The organism is Massilia atriviolacea (assembly GCF_003953935.1).
GTDB lineage: Bacteria > Pseudomonadota > Gammaproteobacteria > Burkholderiales > Burkholderiaceae_D > Telluria_A > Telluria_A atriviolacea.
Genome location: NZ_RXLQ01000014.1, coordinates 136,206 through 158,421, shown reverse-complemented (window position 1 = coordinate 158,421; position 22,216 = coordinate 136,206). Strand labels below are relative to the sequence as shown.

The window sequence follows — 22,216 nt, the reverse complement described above, 5'->3', positions numbered from 1 at the left end:
TTTCACCCACAGGAGTGCGCCCATGCTGGGCGCACCACGAAAAAAAAGCTCGCCGAAGCGAGCTCTATTCCAATGTATTACCAATGCTTTAATCGTATCCCAGGCGCCCATGCTATCTGCGTGGTGCCCTGACGTGTAAATCGACTACCGTATCCGGAATTACAAATCCATGCTGTTGCGACCATCTACCTTTGCGACATTACACATATTGCGCGGCGGTGCAGGCTCTGGATAGTGCTTCGGTTCGTTTGAACCTCACCACTGAACGTAGTGTAGCACACGTTTGTGCGCTGCAGCAAACTTTATCGGACAAGTTGTCGCATTACCGCGCCGGCCGCGTCGTCATCGGAATCGGCTCCTTGTGCTGCTCGTTGCGTCCGGCCCGCTCGTATTCCGAAATCACCTGCGCGCCGAACAGCAGCAAGGTCGCGCCGATCTCCAGGCTGAACATGACCACGATGGCGGTCGTCATCGAGCCGTACACCATGTTCACCTGCGACAGGGTCGAAAAATACCAGACCAGCACATGGCGCGCGATTTCCCACAACAGCGCCGCGGTCACCCCGCCGATGAGCGCATGCGACAGCGACAGCCGTCCCACCGGCATGACCAGGTAGATGGAACTGAGCACCAGGATTTCCCCGCTCAGCCCCAGGCAGTACAGCAGCACGCCGGAGACGCCGCCGAGCGACCACTCGTAGCCGAGAAAGTGCACGCTCTCCTCGCCCATGACCTGCAGGGTGCCCGCCACCAGCGTGACGATCATGATGCCCGCGCCGAGCGCCAGGATGTAACAGTAAGGCAGGATCGCCGAGATCAAAAAGCGCCGCCGCCGGATCGCCACCCGGTGGTGGAAGATCACGCTCATCGCGTTTTCCAGCGCGGTAAAGGCGAGCGAGCTAAAAAACAGCATGCTGGCGAACAGCACCCACGTCACCAGGTCGCGGTCGTCCATGAAGTGCGCCAGCTCCCCGACGATGGCCTTGGACTGCCCCGGCACCAGCCACTCCAGATAGCGCGCCAGGGTCGAGAGCAACTCGGCCTGGTCGATGAAGTGCGACAGCGCCACCACCACCAGCATCAGGAACGGCACGATCGACAGCAGCGCGTAATACGCCACCGCCCCGGCCAGCAGCAATCCCTGGTTGGCCTTGAAACCCTTGAGCGTCTGCCACGCAAACTCCAGCGGATGCGCCAGCACGTAGGCGTTCGCGCGCCGGTTCAGGATACGCAGGCGCAGTCCCTTCGATACTTTCATCGCGCGAGCCGGATGCCGGTGAACTGCCAGCGCGCCCCGGCAGGGAAGAAATTGCGGTAGCTGGCGCGCGCATGCCCAGGCGGCGTGGCGCACGACGAGCCGCGCAGCACGTACTGGTTCAGCATGAACTTGCCGTTGTACTCGCCCAGCGCACCGGGCGCGCAGGCGTAGCCCGGATACGGCGCATAACTGCTGCTGGTCCACTGCCAGCACTCGCCGAACATCTGCTGCAGGCCGTCGCCGTGCGAGGCCGCCGGATGCAGCCCGCCCGCGGCCGTCTGGACGCCGGCGCTGGCGACTTCCCATTCCGCCTCGGTCGGCAGGCGCGCGTCCATCCAGTGCGCAAAGGCGTCGGCTTCATACAGCGACAGGTGCGTCGCCGGCCGCGCCGCGTCGAGCGGCTGCAAGCCGTGCAGGGTGAATTCGTGCCACAGTCCGTCTCCGTCGCGCTGCCAGTACAAGGGGTGCGCCAGTTTCAGCTCGCACACCCGGTCCCAGCCTTCGGACAGCCACAGCGCCGGGTCGCGGTAGCCGCCCGCCTCGATGAAGGCCAGGTACTCGCCGTTGGTGACCAGGCGCGAGGCCAGCGCGAACGGGGCCACGTACTGGCGGTGGCGCGGCAGTTCGTTATCGAAGCAAAAGCCGGCATCCGCGTGGCCGATATCGGCCAGGCCGCCGTCGAAAGCGATCCATGCCAGCGGAGCGGCCGCCTGGGCGCGCGCCAGCGCGCTATCCATGTAAGCGGGCCACATGGCGTTCTGCGCCAGCATGTGCTTGACATCGGTAAGTATCAGTTCCTGGTGCTGCTGCTCGTGCTGCAATCCGAGGGTCAGGAGGTGCAGCAGTTCCTCGCCTGGCTGCGCCGCCAGCAAACGCGCCACGCGCGCGTCGACATCGGCGCGGTAGGCGCGCACCTCGCGCATGGCGGGACGCGTCAGCAGGGAGCGCTGGGCGCGCGGGTGGCGCTCGCCGATGCCGTTGTAATAGGAGTTGAACAGGACCCGGAAGGCCGGATGAAACGGCGCGAAGCCTTCTTCGAAGCGCTCCAGGATAAAGGTCTCGAAAAACCAGGTGGTATGCGCCAGGTGCCACTTGACCGGGCTGGCGTCGGGCATCGACTGCGCGCCGCAGTCCTCGTCCGACAGCGGTTCGGCCAGCATCAGCGAACGTTTGCGCACGGCCTCGTAACGATCGCGCATCGTCATCGGGGCAGCGCGCGCGCGTAGACAACGGCAAACCACTGGTCCGGATCGGTCCAGACATGTACGCTGCGAAACCCGGACTGCTCCAGCAGACCGATGGCCGCGCTCTGGCGGTACTTGTAGCTGTTCTCGGTGTGAATCCGCTCGCCCGCCTTAAATGCGCGCTCGCCGCCCGGCCAGCGCACGGTCAGCGCTTCGCGCGCTTCCAGGTGCATTTCGACCCGGCTTTCGCCGGGATTGAAAAAGCCGCGATGGCGCCACTGCGCCACATCGAAGTCGGCGCCCATCAACTGGTTCACGTGGCGCAGGATATTCAGGTTAAAGGCCGCCGTCACGCCGATGGCGTCGTCGTAGGCCGCGTTCAGGGTGGCGGCGTCCTTCACCAGGTCGATCCCGATCAGCAGCGCGCCATCGTCGTCGCACTGCGCGCGCAGGCGGCCGAGAAAGGCGCGCGCCTGCTCGGGCGTGTAGTTGCCGATCGAGGAACCCGGATAGAAAAACAGGCGCTTCTCGGCGCGCACCACGCCCGGCAGCGCGAGCCGCTCCGAAAAATCGAGCCCCAGCCCGGTCATCTCGATGTGCGGAAAGCGCTGCTGCAGCCGTTCGATCGACTCGCGCAGAAAATCGTGGGAGATATCGATGGCCACATACTGGGCCGGATGCAGCAGCGGGAACAGGCGCGCCGCCTTGGCGCAATTGCCGGCGCCCAGGTCGATCAGGGTCGCGCCCGGACCGATCGCACGCGCGATGTCGGCCCCGTGGCGCACCGCGATGGCAGCCTCGGTGCGGGTCGGATAGTACTCGGGCAGTTCGCAAATCGCCTCGAACAGCCGGGAGCCCAGCGCGTCGTACAGGAATTTGGGCGAAATCGCCGCCTCCCGGCCGAGCAGGCCGGCACGCAGTTCGGAAGCGATGGCGCCGCTGGGGCGCTCGTCGCGCGCGTCGGGCAGGCTGGAGGTCGGCATGGTTTTATTGGTCAATCGAGATCGCTGCGTGGGTGTTTTTGTTATCATAGCTGAATATCCCGTATTTCACGGTTCGCCCGGCGTTCAAGCGTGCTCGCTAGCCGGCTCCCCCATCGACCTTCCCAGGACAGGCAAACCATGACCAAATTTTCCACCCGGCGCACCCTTAACACCATGCTGGCTGCATCCATCGGGGCCACTCTCCTGCTGAGCGGCGCCAGCGCCCTGGCCCAGGTCACCCCGGGCGTACTGCGCGTATCGGCCATTCCGGACGAAGCGCCGACCGAATTGCAGCGCAAGTTCAAGCCGCTGGGCGAGTACCTGGCCAAGGCCACCGGCCTGAAGGTCGAATTCACCCCCGTCACCGATTACCCGGCCGCCGTCGAAGGCCTGGTCAACAAGCGCCTCGACCTGGTCTGGTTCGGCGGCTTCACCTTCGTGCAGGCCAATGTGCGCAGCAAGGGCCAGGTCACGCCGCTGGTGCAGCGCCAGGAAGATACCGCCTTCCGCTCGGTGTTCGTCACCACCAAGGCCGACATCAACAAGCTCGACGACCTCAAGGGCAAGACCCTGAGCTTCGGTTCCGAATCGTCGACCTCGGGCCACCTGATGCCGCGCTCTTATATGCTGGCCGCCAAGATCGATCCGGACGCCGACCTGAAACGCGTCGCCTACTCCGGCGCCCACGACGCGACCGTGGCCGCTGTCGCCGGCGGCAAGGTCGATGCGGGCGCGCTGAATATCTCGGTCTGGGAAAAACTGGTCGCCGAGAAGAAGGTCGACCCGGCCGCCGTGCGCGTGTTCTACACCACCCCGGGCTACTTCGACTACAACTGGAGCGTGCGTTCGGACATGCCGGCCGCGATGAAGAAGAAGCTGAGCGACGCCTTCCTCGCCCTCGACAAGTCCACCCCGGAAGGCAAGGAAATCCTGGAACTGCAAAAGGCCAGCAAGTTCGTGCCGACCACGCCGGACAACTACAAGGCCATCGAAGCGGCCGCGCGCAGCGCCAAGCTGCTCAAGTAAGCGCGGCATGACCAGCTACCGGCTCGACAAACTCACCGTGCATCACCAGGCCGGCACGCGCGCGCCGGCCCTGCACGCGATCGACCTGGTGGTGGAACAAGGCGAGCAGCTGGCCGTGATCGGCCCGTCGGGCGCCGGCAAGACCACGCTGCTGCACACCCTGGCCTGCGCCCACGCGCCGTCCGGCGGCCTGTTCGAAGCGCTCGGGCAGCAGCCGTGGACCCTGAGCGGCAAGGCGCGCCACAAGCTGCGCGCCAGCCTGTTCCTGGCGCCGCAAACGCCGCCCCTGCCGCCGCGCCAGCGCGTGGTCAGCGCGGTGCTGGCCGCGCGCCTGCCCCGCTGGAGCCTGGCCCAGGCCCTGTCTTCCCTCTTCAAACCGGCCGATCCGGATGCCGCCTACGATGCGCTGGCCCGCTTCGGCCTGGGCGAAAAGCTGTATGCGCGGGTCGACCGCCTGTCGGGCGGCGAACGCCAGCGCTGCGGCCTGGCGCGCCTGCTGCTGTCCTCTTCCAAGGTATTCCTGGTCGACGAGCCGCTGTCCGCGCTCGACCCGGCCCTGTCGCAACTGACCCTCTCGGCGCTGCAGCAGGAAGCGGCCAGCCGCAACGCCACCCTGGTCTGCAGCCTGCACCAGGTCGACATGGCGCGCGCCAATTTTGCCCGCATCGTCGGGCTGCGCGACGGCCGCATCGTCTTCGACGCCGCGCGCGAGGATGTCAGCGACGAGATGATCGCCGCGCTGTACCAGAACGAATCGGTCGCGCCGGCGCCGCTCGTGCCGCACGAGACGCCCGAACGCCTGGCCGTCGGCGCCTGCTTCTAGCCCGCCCCAGACGCATGTCCGCTTTCCTCCAACGGCATCCCGACCCGGCATGGCGCAAGCGCCTCGCCATGGTCGCCTTCGGCCTGGCGCTGCTGTGGCCCGCCATGGTCTTCAGCGAATTCAAGCCGTGGATCCTGTTCGACCTGCAAAGCCTGTCCGCCGCCGGCGAGTTCCTGGCCGGCTTCCTCAGGCCCGCGCACGCGCCCGACTTCCTGTGGATGGTGCTGCGCGAAACCTGGCAAACGGTGGCCATCGCCACTGCCGGCCTCACCCTGGCGCTGCTCGGCGCCATCCCCGCCACCCTGATCGTCAGCGAGCGCCTGTCGGTCTCGCGCCTGGGCACCGGGCGCATGTACTGGGCCGCCAGCCTGCTGCGCCAGGCGGTGCGCTGGGTGCTGGTCCTGCTGCGCAGCGTGCCCGAACTGGTGTGGGCCATCCTGTTCGTGCGCGTGGTCGGCCTGGGCCCGACCGCCGGCGTGCTGGCCATCGCCCTCACCTACTGCGGCATGCTGGGCAAGGTCTACGCCGAAATCCTCGAGTCGTCCGACGCCCACGCCACCGACGCGCTGCTGGCCAACGGCAGTTCGCGCCTGGCCGCGCTGCTGTACGGCGCGTTGCCGGAGTCCGCCGCCGAACTGGTCTCGTACACCGTCTACCGCTGGGAGTGCGCGATACGCGGTTCGGCGGTGATCGGCTTTGTCGGCGCCGGCGGGCTCGGTCAGCGCATGGATGAATCGACCCGCATGATGGCCGGCGGCGAAGTGTGCACCATGCTGATCATGTTCGTGCTGCTGGTCGCGCTGGCCGACTGGGTCTCCAGACTGCTGCGCCGGAGGCTCGGATGACGCGCCGCCTGCCCGCCGCGCCGCCGCGCCGCTTCTCCACCTGGCTGCTCGGCGCGGCCCTGCTGGCGCTGGTGGCGGCCAGCTTCGCCTCGCTGCCGCTGCAATGGTCGGCCTTTTTCTCGCCCGACGCCGCCGCCGTGACCATGGAATTTTTGGCCGGCTTCGCCCCGCCCGAGAGCGCGCCGGCCTTCTTGCGCAAGACCGCGCTGGCCGCGCTGGAGACCTTGTCGATGTCGGCCATCGGCACCCTGCTGGCGGTGGCCGGCGGCATGGCGCTGTCGATGTCGGCCGCCGGGCGCTTCGGCCGCGTCCAGCGCGCCGCCGCGCGGGTGCTGCTTAACGTGCTGCGCTCGATTCCGGAACTGGTGTGGGCCTCGCTGCTGCTGGTCGCCGCCGGCCTGGGTCCCTTCGCCGGCACCCTGGCGCTGGCCGCGCACACCAGCGGCGTGCTGGGTCGCCTGTTCGCCGACGCGCTGGAAAACTGCGACCCGCACCCGGAACGTTCGCTGGTCGTCAACGGCGCCTCGCCCGGCGCCGCGTTCTGCTACGCCACCCTGCCGCAGACGCTGCCCCAGATGCTCTCGTACACCCTGTACCGCTGGGAGAACAATATCCGCGCCGCCGCCGTGCTGGGCGTGGTGGGCGCCGGCGGCCTTGGCCAGATGCTCAAATTTCACCTGTCGCTGTTCCAGATGCAAAGCGCGGCCACCGTCATCATCGCCATGCTGCTGCTGGTGGCGCTGGTCGACGCGGCCAGCTTCGCGCTGCGCCGCGCCCTGACCCGTTAATCGTCTTACCAGGCCCTCCACCCATGCTCGAACTGCGCGATCTCGCCAAAACCTACAACGGCCGTCCGGTCCTGAACCGCCTGTCGCACCACTTCAAGGCCGGCGAATTCGTCGCCATCATGGGCGAGTCGGGGGTCGGAAAATCGACCCTGCTCAACCTCATCGCCGGCCTCGATTCGCCCGACGGCGGCGAGATCGTGATCGACGGCCAGCCGATGTCGGCGCTCGACGACAATGCCGCCACCGGCCTGCGGCGCACGCGCATGGGCTTCATCTTCCAGGCCTTCCACGTGCTGCCGCACCTGACCCTGGAACAGAATGTCGCCCTGCCGCTGCTCCTGAACGGCCAGCGCCAGGAACGCGCAAGCGCCATGCTGGACGCAGTGGGCCTGGGCGGACGCAACGGCGATTTTCCGCGCCAGCTGTCCGGCGGCGAAATGCAGCGCGTGGCGATCGCGCGCGCGCTGGTGCACCGGCCGGCGCTGGTACTGGCCGACGAACCCACCGGCAACCTCGATCCGGAAACGGCCGATAGCATTTTGGCACTACTTCGCGCGGAAGTGAAAGCCAGCGGCGCTTCCGCCATCATGGTCACACATTCTCACGCGGCGGCCGCGCAAGCCGACAAAACACTGATTTTGACGCGCCAAGGATTGCAAATTGTGCAAGATGTGCGTTAAAAGCCGCATTTCCGTCGTTTAATTTATTAACTTTGCTGCGAGTATATTCTTTCAGTAGTATTATCGAACCAAACCCGCGATGCATGAAATATATCCGAATGTAACAAACGGGTTGAAGTTGACCAACAGTCGATCAGTCCCCCATCAATGAAAAAATAATCTTTGGAGGAGTACGATGAACGTACGGCAAAAGAAACTGGAAATGATCGAGGCGATGAACCGCGCTCGAGCGCTCGAACCGTCGAGCTTTGTGCCGAACAAACTGCTCGACACCTTGATCGAAAAGATGAACCTCAAGAACGATGCGGAGTTGTGCCGCGTGCTGGAAGTGCAGCCGCCAATCATCAGCAAGATCCGCCATCGGAAACTGGCCGTGGGCGCGACGATTTTGCTGCGCATGCACGAAAAGTCGGATATGAGCATCCGCGACTTGAAGGATTTGTCCAACGCGTCAATGCACTAGGCAGTACGCATGCTGCCTGGCGCCGGCAGCGCATTGTCCGGCGCCCGTTGTAACGGCACATAGCAAGGCATCAGGAAGCACGCGCTTCACCCACGCAGTCCATGCTGCATCCACACCGAAACCCCGTGCGGACGCCAGCTTCTACACCCCGTAATGCCGCGCATACCGGCTGTCCAGGTTCTCCAGCGGCAGCAGCAAAAACACATCCGCACTCTCGAAATCAGGATCCCAGGCCGGTTCCCCGCACAGCCATGCCCCCGAACGCACATAGCCCTTGACCAGCGCCGGCACCTGCGCCCTGGCCGCCGGCGCCAGGGCGCGGATCGGAAACGGCAAATGCGGCGTGACCCGGTATTCGGCCGGCGCGGCATGCTTGTAGATCAGCGACTGGTACACCGCGACCGCATTGTGGCCGCCGTCGGCCACGCTCATGCTGGCGCAGCCGGCCAGGAAGTCGCAGCGCTCGCGCCGCATGTAATCGGCCAGGCCGGCCCACAGCAGCATGATAACGCTGCCGCCACGGTACTTGGGATGGATGCAGGCGCGCCCGGCTTCGATGATGCGGTTGCGCAGATGGTTCAGGCGCCCGAGGTCGAATTCGTTTTCGGCGTACAGGCGGCCGATCTTGCGCGCCTTGGCCGGGTTGAGCACGCGATAAGTCCCCACCACCTTCAGGGTCGAGGCGTCGCGCACGATCAGGTGGTCGCAGTGCTCGTCGAATTCGTCGCGGTCGAGCCGCTCGGGGTTGACCAGCGCGGCCAGGCCCATCGCCTCGATGAAGACCTTGTAGCGCAGGCGCTGCACTTCGCGCACTTCGGCGGCAGTCGATGCCAGGCTGAGGATGAGCCGGGGCGCTGCCGATTTTGTCTCTGGGGAGGGATGGAGGTTTTGCATGCTTCGTCCTTTTCAGTGGCAACGAAGCACAGACTAACTGCCTAATCTGTCAAGACAGTGACAGCCGCGTGTCAGCTTGATGACACGCGGCGTTCCGGCTTATTCGCTTTTCGGGCGCCCGGTCTTGAGCTGCGGAAGGCTCGACAGCACTTTCTGCAGGGTCGCGATGTCGCAATCGCTGATCAGGGCCACGCCGATGCGCAGCAGCTCGCTCTTCTTGATCTCGAAGCCGGCTTTCAGGCAGGCTTTCTTGACCTGGCCGAGCACCGCGTACTCCTGCTCCGGCATGGTGAAGCTGTCGCGTACCAGCTTGGCCTTGCGCGCCTTGTCGCGCGAACCGGCTTCCACCTCGGCCGCAGGCGCGGGCGCGGCGCGCTTCGGCGCCGGCTTGGCCGCCGCAGGCTTGACGGCCGCCGGCTTGACCGCTGCAGGCTTGGCCGCCGCGGGTTTGGCTGCTGCCGGCTTGGCTGCCGCCGGCTTGGCCGCTGCCGGCTTGGCCGCCGCAGGTTTGGCCGCAGCCGGCTTGGCCGCAGCCTTGGCCGGCGTCTTTACAGCCGCCTTGACCGGCGCCTTGGCACTGGCTTTTACGGGCGCTTTGGCGGCCGGCTTGGCCGCCGCCCTGGCGGCGCGTGGCGCCGGAGCGGCCTCTTTCAGGTCGGCGATGGTGTGTCCGTTGGTTTTTGAGCTTGCTGTCTTGGTCATTGAGCGACTCCGTTTCATATCGATTTAAACAGTATATACGATTTACTCAATTGCCGACACGCAGCACTTTTTCTTGAGATCATGCAACATTACGGCAAGTCGCCGCGAGATGCCGCAGCGCTTGCCCTGCCCTTCCTCGAATATTGACGTGGATCACCTTCCACACAGAAATATTTGCAGATTTACGTCACTGCTTATGCCATGCCGACAAGGCCGGATAGCGCCGCAACACGTCGCGCACCTTGGCCTGCGCGCCCCACCCGCTCCAGGCCATCAGCGCGCGCCGCGCATAGGCCAGGGCGCCGGCGGTGTCGCCAAGCTCGTCGCGGCAGGCTGCCGCCAGTTCGCAGGCCAGCGCCGCGTTCTGCACGAAGCCGCCCTGCATGGCCGAGGCGATCGCCGCTTCGTAGCCTTCCATCGCCGCGACCGGATTGCCGTCGATGCGCGCCAGCTCGGCGCCCACCAGCAGGTAGCGGTTGGCGAAATTGACCGGGCACGAGGCCGCCCACCCGGCCAGCAGCGCGTGCTTGTCGCACACCGCTTCGAGCAGGCGCCGCCGGCGCGCCGGCGCGGCAGAGCGGTACAGCGCCGTCATCGCCAGCGCATGGTAGAAGTGATGGGTGGTTTCGTTGAGCGAGGCGAGGAAGAAGTGCAGGTTGGCCGCCGCCGCTTCCGACGCCGCCAGCGCTTCCTCGTAGCGGCCGAAGCTGAACGCCGCCACCTGCTGCATCAGGAGATAGCGCGCGCGCGCCGCGCCGAAGCTGCCCTGGCCGAAATCGGCGATGCTGCCGGCGGCATCGCCGGCGCCGATGAAGGTCTCGGCCAGCTGTTCGTAGCCGCGCAGGAGGCGCAGCAGCGCGTGGTTGGCATGGCGCCGCGCGAAGCCCTGGTAATGCGCGGCCATGCGGCGCACCTCGGCCAGCGGCAGGCCGGCCTCGAATGCGTTCCAGGTTGCGACATGGGCCGCGTAGCCTGCGTGCGGCAGGTCGCCGGCGCGCTCGCAGCTGGCAAACGCCTCGCGCAGCGGCTCGACGCTGGTGGCGATCGGGTCGCGCCACGAGTGGATGTAAGCCGCATGCACGAAGCGCAGGCGTCCGCTGCGCTTGGACGGCGGCGCGTTGAACTGCACCTGCTCGATGGCCAGCGCCGAAAACGCGAACGCGTCCTCGATCGCACCCAGCGACACCAGCAGGATCGCGTAGCGCGAATAGATCATGCAGGACGACTCCGTGCGTCCGTGCGTGAGCGTGTAATTGAGCGCCTTGGCGGCCAGCAGGAAGTACAGTTCCGGGCGCGCCGAAAACACCGGAGAACCGACGTCGGACAACAGTTCGGCCACGATGGCCACTTCCGGGTCGGTGCTGACCGGCAGCGCGCCCAGGCTGTCGATGCTGCGCCCGTCCATCCGCAGCGCGATCGCGGCGCGCTCGTCGCGCAGGGCCCAGTCGATCTCGGCGCGCACCGACGGGAACGTCACGCCGAACAGGGCCAGCGCGTCGAACGCCACCGCCACCGCCTGGTCGAAGCGGCCGCGCAGCTGGTACACGGCCACCCGCAGCAGTGCCACCCGGGCCAGGTCGCTGCGCGAACGCGCCTGCTCGACCAGCAGGTCGAACAGGCGTCCGGCGCGCTCCAGGTGGCCGCACAGGTATTCGCATTCGGCCAGCGCGGCGTACATGGCGTAGGTGCCGTCGACATCGTCCTTCCAGGCGCGCGACGGGGTCAGGCCGGCCGCCAGGCTGAAGTAGTTGCGCGCCGAATCGTAGGCGATCGCGTTGCGCGCCTTGATCCCGGCCAGCGCGTTCAGCTGCGCCAGTTCGCGCAGCTCGCGCTGGGCGCTCATGGCGGTGCGCGCCCGGTTCAGGTGATGCACGATGTCGAACACGTACTGGTCGAGCGCTTCCGGCACCACGTTCGCGCGCAGCAGGCGCCCGATGTGCAGGTGCCGTTCGGGCAGCGTCGAGGGCTCGATCATCGAGTACGCGCCTTCCTGCACGCGGTCGTGGGCGAAGCGGTAGTTGCCCGGCTCGCGCACGATCAGGCCCAGGCGCGCCGCCGGCCACAGGGTTTCGTCGGTCTCCAGCAGCGACATGCCCGACACCAGCGCGATGGTGTCGAGTCCCGCGTCCGGACCGAGGCAGGCCAGCAGCTTGACCAGGTCCAGCGTGCAGCCGGGCAGCTGGCCCAGGCGCGCGACCATCAGGTCGATCACGTTGTCGGAGAACGCGCGCGCCTGGATCGCCTGCGCATCCCACTCCCAGCGCGCGGCGGCGTCGTCGAAACGCAGCAGGCGGTTTTCGCCCAAGCGGGTCAGGAACTGCAGGGTGAAGAAGGGATTGCCGGCGGTCTTGGGGTACACCAGCGCCGCCAGCGGGGCCGCCTCGGCGATATCGCAATCGAGCGCCGCCGCCATCAGTTCGCAGGCTTGCGCGCGGTCCAGCGCCTCGAGCACGATGTCATGCACATCGGCCTGCACTGCGATGCCCATGGTGGCGCCGTTGGCCAGCATGGCGTCGCGCGCCAGCGCCATCGGATGCGCGCCGCCCTCCTCGCGCGTGCGCCACGCACAGATCGCCAGCACATGGTCCATGCCGGGGTGGGTGAGCAGGTGCGACAGCAGCTTGAGGCTGGCCGGGTCGATCCACTGCACGTCGTCGAGGCACAGCAGCAGCGCCGTGCCGGGGCGCCGGCAGGCCTGCAGGAAGCGCCGGAAGACGCCGTCGAAGCGGCTCTGCGCTTCCGGCGGCGCCAGCGGCGGCGGTCCCGGATGGGCGCCGATCACCAGCGCCAGCTCGGGAATCAGGTCGAGCATCAGGCGCGCGTTCGGCCCCAGCGCAGCGAGCAGCGCGGCGCGCCACGGCGCCAGCGCGGCCTCGCCCTCGCGCAGGCGTTCGCGCACCAGCGCCTGGAAGGCCTGCGCCAGGGTGGCGTAGGGGATGTCGCGCTGGCGCTGGTCGAATTTGCCGGCGATGACGGTGGCCCCGAGCGCCGCCTCGGAATGGCGCAGGGCCGCCACCAGCGCCGACTTGCCGGTGCCGGCACTGCCCGACACCAGCACCAGCTGCGGCGCGCAGCCGGCCGCCGCGCGGGCCAGGGCCGCCTCCAGCAGCGCCAGCTGCGGCGCGCGTCCGACCAGCACCGCCGGAATGCGCACCCGCAGCGCGCCGTCGTGGCAGCCCAGGACGAACGGTTCGACCCGGCCCTGCGCCTCGAGCATCGAACGGCAGTGCTGCAGGTCGGCGTACAGCCCGGCCGCGCTCTGGTAGCGCTGCGCCGGATCGGGCGCCAGCAGGCGCGCCACGATCGAGGAACAGATGCGGTCCACGCCCGGACGGCCGCGGTGCGGCGCCAGCGCCTCGGCGTCGCCGTCGGCGGCGGGCGCCGGCGCGCCGGCCAGCAGGTGATACAGGAGCTGCCCGAGGCGGTACAGATCGGCCTGCGGATCGTCGGGCCCGTCCAGCGCCGTGGCCAGGCCGAAGCCGGTCAGGCGCACGCTGGCCGTGGCCGGGTCGAACAGGATATGCGCCGCCTCCAGGTCGCGGTGCACCAGGCGACTGTGGTGCGCATGCGACAGCGCCAGCGTGATGGCGGCCGCCAGCGACAGGAAATCGGGCAGGTCGAGGGGGGTGGACGAGAGCGCGAGCGGCGCGCCGCCGCTGTCGGCCAGGACCAGGGTGGTGGTGGCGCCTGCCTTTTCGGCGTCATGCAGCAGCGCCAGCGGGGTCGCGGCCCAGGCGCTGTCGAGCAGGTCGCGCAAAGCGTATTCGTGTTCCATGCGGCCCGCATGGGGGTGCGTGGCCGCCTGCACTGCCAGCAATACCGGCAGGCGGTCGGCGTCGCGCAGCGCGCGCAGCAGGACAGGCTGCGGGTCCGCGCGCAAGGCATCAATCACGGTGTATCCGTCCGGGGCCTGGATCAAGGTCACCTCTTGTTTTTGTAGTACAAACGCCGTTCTCCGTTCAGGCGATGGCAATTATGCCATCAGCGGCGGCGTTTGATACAAAAATCCCCTGTCAGCTATCTGTTATGCCACGCTGCGCACGCTGAAATCGATCCCGACTTCGTCCCACCATTCCTGCTCTTTTTCGATCCAGTACGACACCGTCGGATGGCTGCCGACCCACTCGCGCCGGATCTCCAGGTCGATCCGGTTCTTCATGCGCAGCCGCAGTTCCCCGGCGTCGGCGTCGATCCGCGCGTGCATCAGCAGGATCGCCACGCGCAGCGCCAGCACCGCCTTGGCGAAGTCGGTATCGGACAGCGCCTCGGCCACCTTGCGCAGGTTGCCCTTCTGCGCCAGGATCATCTTGCTCATGACGCGCTGTTCGCGCGTGGTGAACCCGGGCAGGTCGGCGTTCTCGATCATGTAGGCCGCATGTTTATGGTAGCCGGTCTGCGACACCACCATGCCCATCTCGTGCAGCAGCGCGCTCCAGCGCAGCAGCTTGGCGCAGCCGTCGCCGGCCGGCTTGAGCTGCAGGTACATGTCGGAGGCCAGCTGCGCCACGCGGCTGGCGCGTTCGTCGTCGACATGGAATTTGCGCGCCAGCGCCACCACCGATTCCTCGCGCCGGTCGCGCTGCATCGAGCGCAGGTACAGGTCCCACATCACACCCATGCGCAGGCCCGCTTCGACCGGCTGCATGACCTCGATATCGAGCTCGCGCATCAGTGCGATCAGGATCGCCAGCCCGCCGATGATGGTGCCGGCGCGGTCCGGGCGCAAGCCCGGCATGTCGATCAGCGCCACCTGCCCGAAGCCGATGAAGCGCAGCTTGAGCGCATCGAGTCCGGCCGGACTGAGCTTGCCGTCGCCCAGGTTGTTCTTGGCGATGATGTCGGCGATCGCCCGGATCGTGCCGGACGAACCGTAGGCCTGCTTCCAGAACTGCGGATGATACGGCGGCGCGGCGTCCTCGAAATGGCTGCGCGCCGACAGGATCGCGGCTTCGAACGAGACCGCGTCGACGCGCCCGCCGACAAAGAACGACAGGCTCTGCTTGACCGTGCCGACGCTGAACGACTCGACCCGCTCGATCTCGGCGCCGCGCCCGAGGATGATCTCGGTCGAGCCGCCGCCGATATCGATCACCAGGCGCCGTTCGGAGGCATCGGCCAGGGCGCTGGCCACGCCCATGTAGATCAGGCGCCCTTCTTCCTCGCCCGAGATGATCTCGATCGGATGGCCGATGGCCTGCTCGGCGGCCGGCAGGAAGGCCGGGCCGTTGCGCGCCACGCGCAGGGTCGAGGTGGCGACCACGCGCACCGCGTCCAGGCGGTAGCCGGCGAGGACCGCCTGGAAATTGCGCAGGCAGGCCAGCGCCGACTGCATGGCCGCCTCGGTCAGGTTGCCCCTGGCATCGAGGCCGGCGGCCAGCCGGATCGGCTCGCGCACGCTTTTCAATACCCGGATCGCATCGCCATCGTGCTTGCCGATATGCAGACGAAAACTGTTGGAACCTAAATCTACGGCAGCGTACATCGAAGCCTCTTTCTGTATTGTTGTCATCAAGGCTCTCCCACTGCAAAACCTATTACAGTAACGGGCTATTATGACGCCGTCATGACCGGCGCCCTCGCATTCCTGCCAGTTACGCCGGCGTCGCGCCGGCCGCCGCCACCACCTTGTTGCGCCCGCCCTGCTTGGCCGCGCGCAGGGCCTCGTCGGCGCGCTTGAACAGGCTCACCGTGCTGTCGTCCGGACGGATCACGGTCACGCCGAAGCTGGCCGTCATCGAAATCATGGCGCGCTCGGTCTTGACCGGGCTGGCCTCGACCGCCGCCCGGATGCGCTCGGCCACCAGCAGCGCCTCGTCGATGCCGGTGCGCGGCAGCAGCAGCGCGAACTCCACGCCCACCAGGCGCCCCAGCTGGTCGCTGTCGCGCAACTGGCGCTTGCAGACATCGGCCACGCTGCGCAGCACCGTGTCGCCGGCCGGATGGCCGTAACTGTCGTTGACGCGCTTGAACTGGTCGAAGTCGAGCATCACCAGGGCGCTCGGCTGGCCGGGCCGGCGCGCCAGCGCCATCCACGGCGCCAGCGCCGCGAAAAAGCTGCGCCGGTTGGGCAGGTCGGTCAGCGCATCGACCAGCGCCAGGCGATCGAGTTCCACGCGCTGCTGCTCGCGCGCCAGCAGCAGGTAGCCGAAGCCGTTGAGCAGCATCAGCAGGTACAGCGCTGCCGAGGTCAGCACCTGCAGCAAGCCCTTGCTCAGCCATCCCCAGCCTTCGGGCATGGTCAGCACCAGGATACCGCGCGCCGCCACCAGCAGGGCCAGCAGCGCGATCGAGATGACCAGGAAGCGCTGCAGCATGCTGGCGCCGCGCCAGCCGCGCGCCAGGGCCGCCGCGCTGAACAGATGCAGGGCGCCCAGGATCAGCGCGCCGGCCACCACCCGCATGCCGCCCTCGTCGATCGCGTAGCAGGCCAAAAACACCGCCACCGACACGCCCATGACCGGATAGGCGATGCGGCGCCAGGCCAGGCGTCCCACCGATTCCCACAGCGCGCCCGCTTCCAGGCCGACGCCGACGAACAGCACGGCGTAACCGGCCGGGATCGAGACCGCGTCCGGCACCACGCCGCTGCCGTTAAAATACAACAGCAGCCAGGCCACGGCCTGGCACTGCTTGGCGATGGCCCAGGTCGACCAGCTCAGCGACTTGCCGCGCTCGTACTCATAAAAGAACAGCGCCGCGGCCAGGCTCAGGTTGCCCAGCGCGAGCGCAAACAACATCGTCGTGATGTCCATGGCCGCGCTGTGGGGCGTCAGACTTCGTGTTCGACGTTGGTGCTGCCGTCACCGATCTTGCTGGCCCAGGCATCGACGAAAAACTGCTTTTCCGCCTCGTTCGGCGCATCGCTCCAGAACACGATCAGGGTGCCCTTGTGGTCGTGGATCTGGGTGAACTTCTCGATGAAGCCCGTCACGCCGGCGAGGTCGGCCAGCGCCACCACGTAACCGTAGACCCGGGTCAGGCGCTCGATGCGGTCAGGCTCGGTGAAACTGTTGGTGGCGGTGATGGTGGGGTGGTCTAAAAACATAATCTCTCCGGGTTGGCCGCGCCGCTGGCGCACCGCTGATGCCGGCCACACACAGCCGGGGCAGGATCAGCTTATCAGAAACCGATGTGGCGCAACAGGGGCGCGTGGGGCGCCCGCACGCCGAACCGCTATACCGGGATACTGGGATACTGGGATACTGGCATACTGGCGCCAGCCCTTCCCGCAACCGACCACGATGCCGCCACCGACCGAGCCCCTGCCGCCGCCGATCCCCGCCCCGCCCCTGGTGCGCACGCAGGGCGACCGCCGCACGCTCGAATTCATGCCCGGCGACGTGCAGTCCGAAATGCGCCTCTCGCGCCCCGCCGCGCTGGTGCTGGCCTACTGCCGCGCCATCATGAGTTTCGCCCTGTTCGTGCCGCGCCCGCGCGCCATCGTCATGGTGGGGCTGGGCGGCGGCTCGCTGGCCAAATTCTGCTACCGCCATTTTCCGCAGGCGCGCATCACCGTGATCGAACTGCGCGCCGACGTCATCGCCCTGCGCGAACAGTTCTGCGTGCCGCCCGACGACGCGCGTTTCAGCGTGGTCCACGCCGACGCGGCCGAGTGGCTGGCCGCCGCCCCGGCCTGCGCCGACGTGCTCGTGGTCGACGGCTTCGACAGCGCCGGCCTGCCGCCGGCGCTGGGCACGGCGCGCTTCTACGGCGACTGCCGCGCCGCCCTGCGCGACGGCGGCGTGCTGGTGGCGAATATCTTCAGCTACGACCCGCGCTACGCCGGCATGCTGGCGCGCCTGCGCCTGATGTTCAACGACCGCGTCTGCTGGTTCGAGCGCGTGGCAGGCAACAACCACATCCTGTTCGCGGTCAAGGCCCCGGCCCGGCTCGACCCGTCGCGGCCGCTCCCGCGCGCGCTGCGCGTGCAGCGCTGGGTGGCGCGCCGGCGCGGCCTGGGCAGCATCGTGCTGAACCGCCTGTTCGCGCGCGCCGTCGTGGCATGGCTGCAACACCGCTTCGAACGTCGCAAATGACAAGGCGCGCGTGGCTTTTTAGTTGCTACACGTCAATCGACTTACCGATTTTCATCATTTTGTGACAAACTAACGACGCATCCGGCTCGCCTCGCGCCGCGCCGGCATGTTTTCGCCCTTGTTTCGCCTCTTTATCTAGGAATCAGGAAATGTTGCGTCGTCGCTTGCCGTTCTCGCTTTCCGTCGCGGCGGCGCTCACGCTCGGTGCCGGCCTGACCGCCGCCACCGCGCTGGCGGTGGCCGTGGCCCGGCTCGAAGACGACAAACTCGCGCTCGCCTTCCAGCAGCGCGCCAGCGTGCGCGTGGCCGCCATCCGCCAGGGGCTCGACGAAGCGGTCGAAGTCCTCACCGTCACCAACCAGCTGTTCGCCACCGTGCACCCGGTGACGCGCCGCCAGTTCCACGACTTCACCCAGCCGCTGCTGCGGCGCTACCCCTTCATCCAGGCATTTAACTACCACCGGCTGGTCGGCGCCGGCCAGCGCGCCCAGGCCGAAGCCGAGCTGCAGCAGATCGTGCCGGGCACCCGCATCACCGAAATGGGCCCGCAGGGGCGCCGCCTGGCGCCGCCGCGCGCGCAGTACAGCGTGGTCGACTACCTCGAACCGATGCAGGGCAACGAAGCCGCCTTCGGCCTGAACGTCGGCATCAACACCCAGGTCATGAACGCGCTCGAACAAGCGACCGTCAGCGGGCGCGCCGCCGCCACCGGCTTGCTCAGCCTGGCGCAGGACCAGCGCCCGCAAGGCGGCTTCGAAGTCATCATGCCGGTGTACCGGCCCGGCGCCGCGCTGGGCAGCGCGGCCGAACGGCGCGCGGCCCTGATCGGCGACACCGCCGCCATCATCCGCGCGCGCGAACTGGTCGCCAAGATCCTGCACGGCGCCGGCCTGGCCGACGACCAGGGCGTGCAGCTGGCGGTGTATGCCAGCGCCGGCCCCGACCCGGCGCAGCTGGCCTACGCCAGCGCCGGACTGGCCGCCGCCGAAAGCCGGCGCGCCGCCTTCAGCCCCCTGCGCAAGTGGACCACCTCGTTCCACCGCGAACGCCACAGCGCCGCGCTCGACGTGGCCGGCCAGCGCTGGCATGTGGCGGTCAGCGGCGCCCCCACGCCCTTCCTGCACAACCATCCCGGCTCGGTCTCGACCCTGGCCGGCGGTTTCCTGTTCACGCTCCTGGTCACCGCCTTCGTGCAAACGCTGGTGCAGCGCTCGCGCCGCGTCCAGCTGCTGGTCGAGGAACGCACGGCCGACCTGAAACTGTCGAACCAGCGCCTGACCGATGACGTGCTGGCGCGGCGCCGCACCGAAGCGGCCCTGCAGGAAAGCGAACAGCGCTTCCGCCAGCTGGTCAGCATGTCGTCCGACTGGTACTGGGAACAGGACGCCGAACTGCGCTTTGTCGACATCACCGGCGGGGTCGGCGAAAAAGGCGGGGTCGCGGCCGAACGCCTGATCGGCCGCACGCGCTGGGACACGGTGGCCGGCATGCAGGACAGCGACTGGGGCAAGGCCCACATGGCGCAACTGCTGGCGCGCGAACCGTTCGCCGACCTCGAATACGAAACCGTGGACGAACAGGGCGAAGCGCGCTGGTTCAGCATCAACGGCGAGCCGGTGTTCGACGCCGGCGGCGTATTCCGCGGCTATCGCGGCACCGGCACCGACATCACCGCCCGCAAACACACCGAACAGCGGATCCACCACATCGCCCAGCACGACGTGCTCACCGGCCTGCCCAACCGCAGCCTGCTGCAGGACCGCCTGGGTCAGGCCGTGGCCTACTCGCAGCGCTGCGAGCGTCCCGTGTGGGTGCTGCTGATCGACCTCGATCGCTTCAAGTTCGTCAACGACAGCATGGGCCACAAGGCCGGCGACGTGGTCCTGATGACGGTCGCGGCGCGCCTGCGCATGGCCCTGCGCGAGACCGACACCGTGGCGCGCCTGTCGGGCGACGAATTCGTCGTCATCCTCACCGAGCACGCCGAAGAACGGCTGCAGGCCGACGTGGTGCAGCGCCTGATGGACGCGGTGGCGCAGCCGGTGCCGCTGGGGAGCAAGGAGTTTTTCGTCACCTGCAGCATCGGCGTGGCCGTGTACCCGACCGACGGCACGCCCGCCGACAGCCTGATCGAGCACGCCGACATCGCCATGTACCGCGCCAAGAAACTGGGCCGCAACAACTTCCAGTTCTACACGCCCGCGATGAACGACGAAGCGCAGGAACGGGTGCGCATCGAAAGCGCCCTGCGCAGCGCGCTCGAACGCGACGAATTCGTGCTGCACTACCAGCCGCAGGTCAACCTCGCGAGCGGCCAGGTGGTCGGCATGGAAGCGCTGATCCGCTGGCAGCATCCCGAGCTGGGCGTGGTGGCGCCGGACCGTTTCATTTCGGTGGCCGAAGAGACCGGCCTGATCGTGCCGATCGGCGCCTGGGTCATGCGCACCGCCTGCGCCCAGGCCAAGGCATGGCAGGATGCCGGGCTGGGCATGCTGCGCATCGCCGTCAACCTGTCGGCGCGCCAGTTCGGATCGCCCACCCTGCTGGCCGACATCAGCGAGGTGCTGGCCCGCACCGGCCTGGCGCCCTCGCTGCTGGAGATCGAACTGACCGAAAGCCTGTTCATGAGCGATGTCACGCTGGCAGTCGAACTGCTGCACAACATGAAGTCGCTCGGCGTGAACCTGNGCAGTCGAACTGCTGCACAACATGAAGTCGCTCGGCGTGAACCTGTCGATCGACGACTTCGGGACCGGCTATTCGAGCCTGTCCTACCTGTCGCGCTTTCCGATCGACGTGCTCAAGATCGACCGTTCCTTCGTCTCCGACATCACGCGCGACGCCAACGATGCCGCGATCGTGGCCTCGATCATCGCGCTGGCGCACAACCTGAAGCTGTCGGTGATTGCCGAAGGGGTGGAGACGGCCGAGCAGCTCGACTACCTGCGCCGCCATGGCTGCGACGACATGCAGGGCTACTACTTCAGCCGGCCGCTGGCCGCCGGGGCGTTCGAAGAACTGCTACGCCAGCGCAAAAGCCTGCCGCTGGGGCTGGCGGCTGAGCAGAACGAGCGGGTGGAAGCGTGAAAAACGGCAGAATACGTAGTCAGATCGACATCTTTGTTCAAAAATAGACTATCATCGTCGACTGACAGCCATTTCGAGCCAAGCGACAGCAATGAGTGAAGAATTCCAGCGCCAGCGGGCCGATCCGCAAGGCGGCGAAACGCCGAGCCAGCGCACCGACTTCCGCACACGGGACGTGGTCAACCAGGCGATTGCGGCGATCCCGAGCGTGGGTGTGCAGCAGGCGGCGGAATTCCTGGCTTCAATGAACGTCCCCTCCGAAATCGCGATCCGCACCCTGATCTACAAAGGCACGCGCCGCGACGAGCTGTAGCGCCTGCTTCCCCTGCAAACCCCGCCACCGCCTACCCTCCCGGTAAAAACACCTACAACCGGGGTCAGAGCTTTAATTCGAAATATTGTTACATCCCTCCACCGATTTCTTGCACCAGCGCACACCGGGGCAGACCGCCGGCTCGAAACATTGTTAAGTGTTCCGCCACTTTTGTCGCACACAGCCGCATAAAATGCCAGGCGGGCTTCGCTATCCCTGTTTTGCCTTCGAGGTCTGTCCCTAATGGCGCTACGGTCCAGCAAGAATGTGAAATGTTGCGAATTAAAGCTCTGACCCTGGTTGATGGGGACGGTTAAGCAAGAATGTAAAATGTTGCGAATTAAAGCTCTGACCCCGGTTGGGGGGGAAGGAAACAAGCGGGGGGCTTATTTGTCCTGGGCGTCGATGTCGGCCAGCGATTCGCGGCCTTTGTCGGTGACGCTGTGGCCGCCCGCTTCGAGTGCGACGATGTGGGATTTTTTGCCGAGGAAGACCACGACGTCGGCGTCGACCACCGCCATCGGGTCGCCCGCCAGCGCGCGCAAACCGGCGATGCAGCGGCGCAGGAACAGGACTTGCTGCCCTTTTTCTGTCAGCGCAAGTTTGCCGTCCTTGCTGTACTGGATCATCTTCAGCCCCGCCAGACGCTTGGCGTTGCGCCCGACGCAGGCGTTGAAGCGGTCATGCTTCGCCCCGCCCAGGATATGCCCGAGCGCGTCGTATTCGTCTGTCGTTAATTTCTCGTTCTTCATTGCAGAGTTCCATGTGGCCAATTTTCGGCCCCCATGGTAACCGCGCAGGCTGCCAGGGGCAACCTGCATTCGCCGCCAATATCACTTTAATGTGCGGAACAGGTACCAGACAACGCCAATGCTGAGCATCGCACCGAGCACGAACGCCAGCTGGACCCCGCGCGAACGCAGCACCGAGCTGCGGCCAAGGTAGATCTTGTTGTGTAAGGAATTGCCCATCATGTTCTCCCGGAACAAAAAAATCGCTGGATGCGTTGATTATAGAAAGCGAACCACTTTGCGGGTGTGATGACGAGCACAAAATATAACAAATGTAGATGGATAGCAACACCCGCCGGCGTCGCTTGCGGCGTTCGCGCGACGGCGAACTGGCCTACTGCGC

General features: G+C 66.9%; 20 protein-coding genes and 1 pseudogene. 10 read left to right on the top strand and 11 right to left on the bottom strand.

The genetic code is table 11. The features are described from left to right. Positions 1-322: 322 nt before the first annotated feature. From EJB06_RS23825 to egtD, 3 genes are read right to left on the bottom strand one after another with little or no spacing between them, the layout of a single operon-like run. Positions 323-1,258, bottom strand: a complete 936-nt coding sequence (locus EJB06_RS23825; RefSeq protein ID WP_126076511.1) for a YihY/virulence factor BrkB family protein — start codon at positions 1,256-1,258, stop codon at positions 323-325. After that, positions 1,255-2,463, bottom strand: coding sequence for an ergothioneine biosynthesis protein EgtB (egtB, locus tag EJB06_RS23820; protein WP_126076510.1), 1,209 nt, complete (start codon positions 2,461-2,463; stop codon positions 1,255-1,257). Before egtB ends, EJB06_RS23825 begins: the two co-directional genes overlap by 4 nt. Then, complete coding sequence (gene egtD / locus EJB06_RS23815) at positions 2,460-3,425, bottom strand: L-histidine N(alpha)-methyltransferase (protein WP_126076522.1); 966 nt, start codon at positions 3,423-3,425, stop codon at positions 2,460-2,462. The genes egtB and egtD overlap by 4 nt, the downstream gene beginning before the upstream one ends. A gap of 138 nt (positions 3,426-3,563) precedes the next feature. Between egtD and EJB06_RS23810 the strand changes: the two genes are divergently transcribed. From EJB06_RS23810 to EJB06_RS23785, 6 genes are all read left to right on the top strand, one after another. Further along, a complete protein-coding gene (locus EJB06_RS23810) occupies positions 3,564-4,451 on the top strand; it encodes a putative selenate ABC transporter substrate-binding protein (RefSeq protein WP_126076509.1) in 888 nt (295 codons plus the stop codon). Between the two features lie 7 nt (positions 4,452-4,458). Beyond that, a complete protein-coding gene (locus EJB06_RS23805) occupies positions 4,459-5,274 on the top strand; it encodes a phosphonate ABC transporter ATP-binding protein (RefSeq protein WP_126076508.1) in 816 nt (271 codons plus the stop codon). Between the two features lie 14 nt (positions 5,275-5,288). Continuing rightward, positions 5,289-6,119, top strand: coding sequence for a PhnE/PtxC family ABC transporter permease (locus tag EJB06_RS23800; RefSeq protein WP_126076507.1), 831 nt, complete (start codon positions 5,289-5,291; stop codon positions 6,117-6,119). Next, complete coding sequence (gene phnE / locus EJB06_RS23795) at positions 6,116-6,907, top strand: phosphonate ABC transporter, permease protein PhnE (RefSeq protein ID WP_126076506.1); 792 nt, start codon at positions 6,116-6,118, stop codon at positions 6,905-6,907. Before EJB06_RS23800 ends, phnE begins: the two co-directional genes overlap by 4 nt. A 23-nt stretch (positions 6,908-6,930) precedes the next feature. Beyond that, positions 6,931-7,587 carry an ABC transporter ATP-binding protein gene (locus EJB06_RS23790; RefSeq protein ID WP_126076505.1) on the top strand — a complete coding sequence of 219 codons (657 nt, stop codon included), beginning with the start codon at positions 6,931-6,933 and terminating at the stop codon, positions 7,585-7,587. Between the two features lie 175 nt (positions 7,588-7,762). Further along, positions 7,763-8,050, top strand: coding sequence for a hypothetical protein (locus EJB06_RS23785; RefSeq protein WP_054263205.1), 288 nt, complete (start codon positions 7,763-7,765; stop codon positions 8,048-8,050). Between the two features lie 141 nt (positions 8,051-8,191). Here EJB06_RS23785 and EJB06_RS23780 read toward each other — a convergent pair whose 3' ends face one another. The 6 genes from EJB06_RS23780 to EJB06_RS23755 form a co-directional block, all read right to left on the bottom strand. Then, positions 8,192-8,944: a GNAT family N-acetyltransferase gene (locus tag EJB06_RS23780; protein WP_126076504.1), complete on the bottom strand. Its 753-nt coding sequence runs from the start codon at positions 8,942-8,944 to the stop codon at positions 8,192-8,194. Positions 8,945-9,043: 99 nt separating this feature from the next. Beyond that, positions 9,044-9,646: a hypothetical protein gene (locus EJB06_RS23775; protein ID WP_229427246.1), complete on the bottom strand. Its 603-nt coding sequence runs from the start codon at positions 9,644-9,646 to the stop codon at positions 9,044-9,046. Between the two features lie 187 nt (positions 9,647-9,833). Beyond that, a complete protein-coding gene (locus EJB06_RS23770) occupies positions 9,834-13,538 on the bottom strand; it encodes an ATP-binding protein (protein ID WP_126076503.1) in 3,705 nt (1,234 codons plus the stop codon). Positions 13,539-13,670: 132 nt separating this feature from the next. After that, on the bottom strand, positions 13,671-15,128 hold the full coding sequence (locus EJB06_RS23765; protein WP_126076502.1) for a Ppx/GppA phosphatase family protein: 1,458 nt from the start codon (positions 15,126-15,128) through the stop codon (positions 13,671-13,673). A 109-nt stretch (positions 15,129-15,237) separates the two neighbouring features. Continuing rightward, a complete protein-coding gene (locus EJB06_RS23760; protein WP_126076501.1) occupies positions 15,238-16,398 on the bottom strand; it encodes a GGDEF domain-containing protein in 1,161 nt (386 codons plus the stop codon). A gap of 17 nt (positions 16,399-16,415) precedes the next feature. Then, positions 16,416-16,691 (bottom strand): hypothetical protein, encoded by a 276-nt coding sequence (locus tag EJB06_RS23755; RefSeq protein WP_126076500.1) that lies wholly within the window; start codon positions 16,689-16,691, stop codon positions 16,416-16,418. 196 nt (positions 16,692-16,887) lie between these two features. Between EJB06_RS23755 and EJB06_RS23750 the strand changes: the two genes are divergently transcribed. The 4 genes and pseudogenes from EJB06_RS23750 (at position 16,888) to EJB06_RS23740 (ending at position 21,082) form a co-directional block, all read left to right on the top strand. Continuing rightward, positions 16,888-17,682: a fused MFS/spermidine synthase gene (locus EJB06_RS23750; RefSeq protein WP_126076499.1), complete on the top strand. Its 795-nt coding sequence runs from the start codon at positions 16,888-16,890 to the stop codon at positions 17,680-17,682. A 149-nt stretch (positions 17,683-17,831) separates the two neighbouring features. Further along, positions 17,832-20,309 (top strand): annotated as a pseudogene (locus EJB06_RS23745) (bifunctional diguanylate cyclase/phosphodiesterase); the annotation flags it as partial. Positions 20,310-20,391: 82 nt separating this feature from the next. Further along, positions 20,392-20,769, top strand: coding sequence for an EAL domain-containing protein (locus tag EJB06_RS33000; RefSeq protein WP_307720472.1), 378 nt, complete (start codon positions 20,392-20,394; stop codon positions 20,767-20,769). A gap of 91 nt (positions 20,770-20,860) precedes the next feature. Continuing rightward, positions 20,861-21,082: a hypothetical protein gene (locus EJB06_RS23740; protein WP_126076498.1), complete on the top strand. Its 222-nt coding sequence runs from the start codon at positions 20,861-20,863 to the stop codon at positions 21,080-21,082. A gap of 386 nt (positions 21,083-21,468) precedes the next feature. Here EJB06_RS23740 and EJB06_RS23735 read toward each other — a convergent pair whose 3' ends face one another. Next, complete coding sequence (locus EJB06_RS23735) at positions 21,469-21,834, bottom strand: hypothetical protein (RefSeq protein WP_126076497.1); 366 nt, start codon at positions 21,832-21,834, stop codon at positions 21,469-21,471. 81 nt (positions 21,835-21,915) lie between these two features. After that, a complete protein-coding gene (locus tag EJB06_RS32020; protein WP_164558021.1) occupies positions 21,916-22,053 on the bottom strand; it encodes a hypothetical protein in 138 nt (45 codons plus the stop codon). Positions 22,054-22,216: the final 163 nt, after the last annotated feature.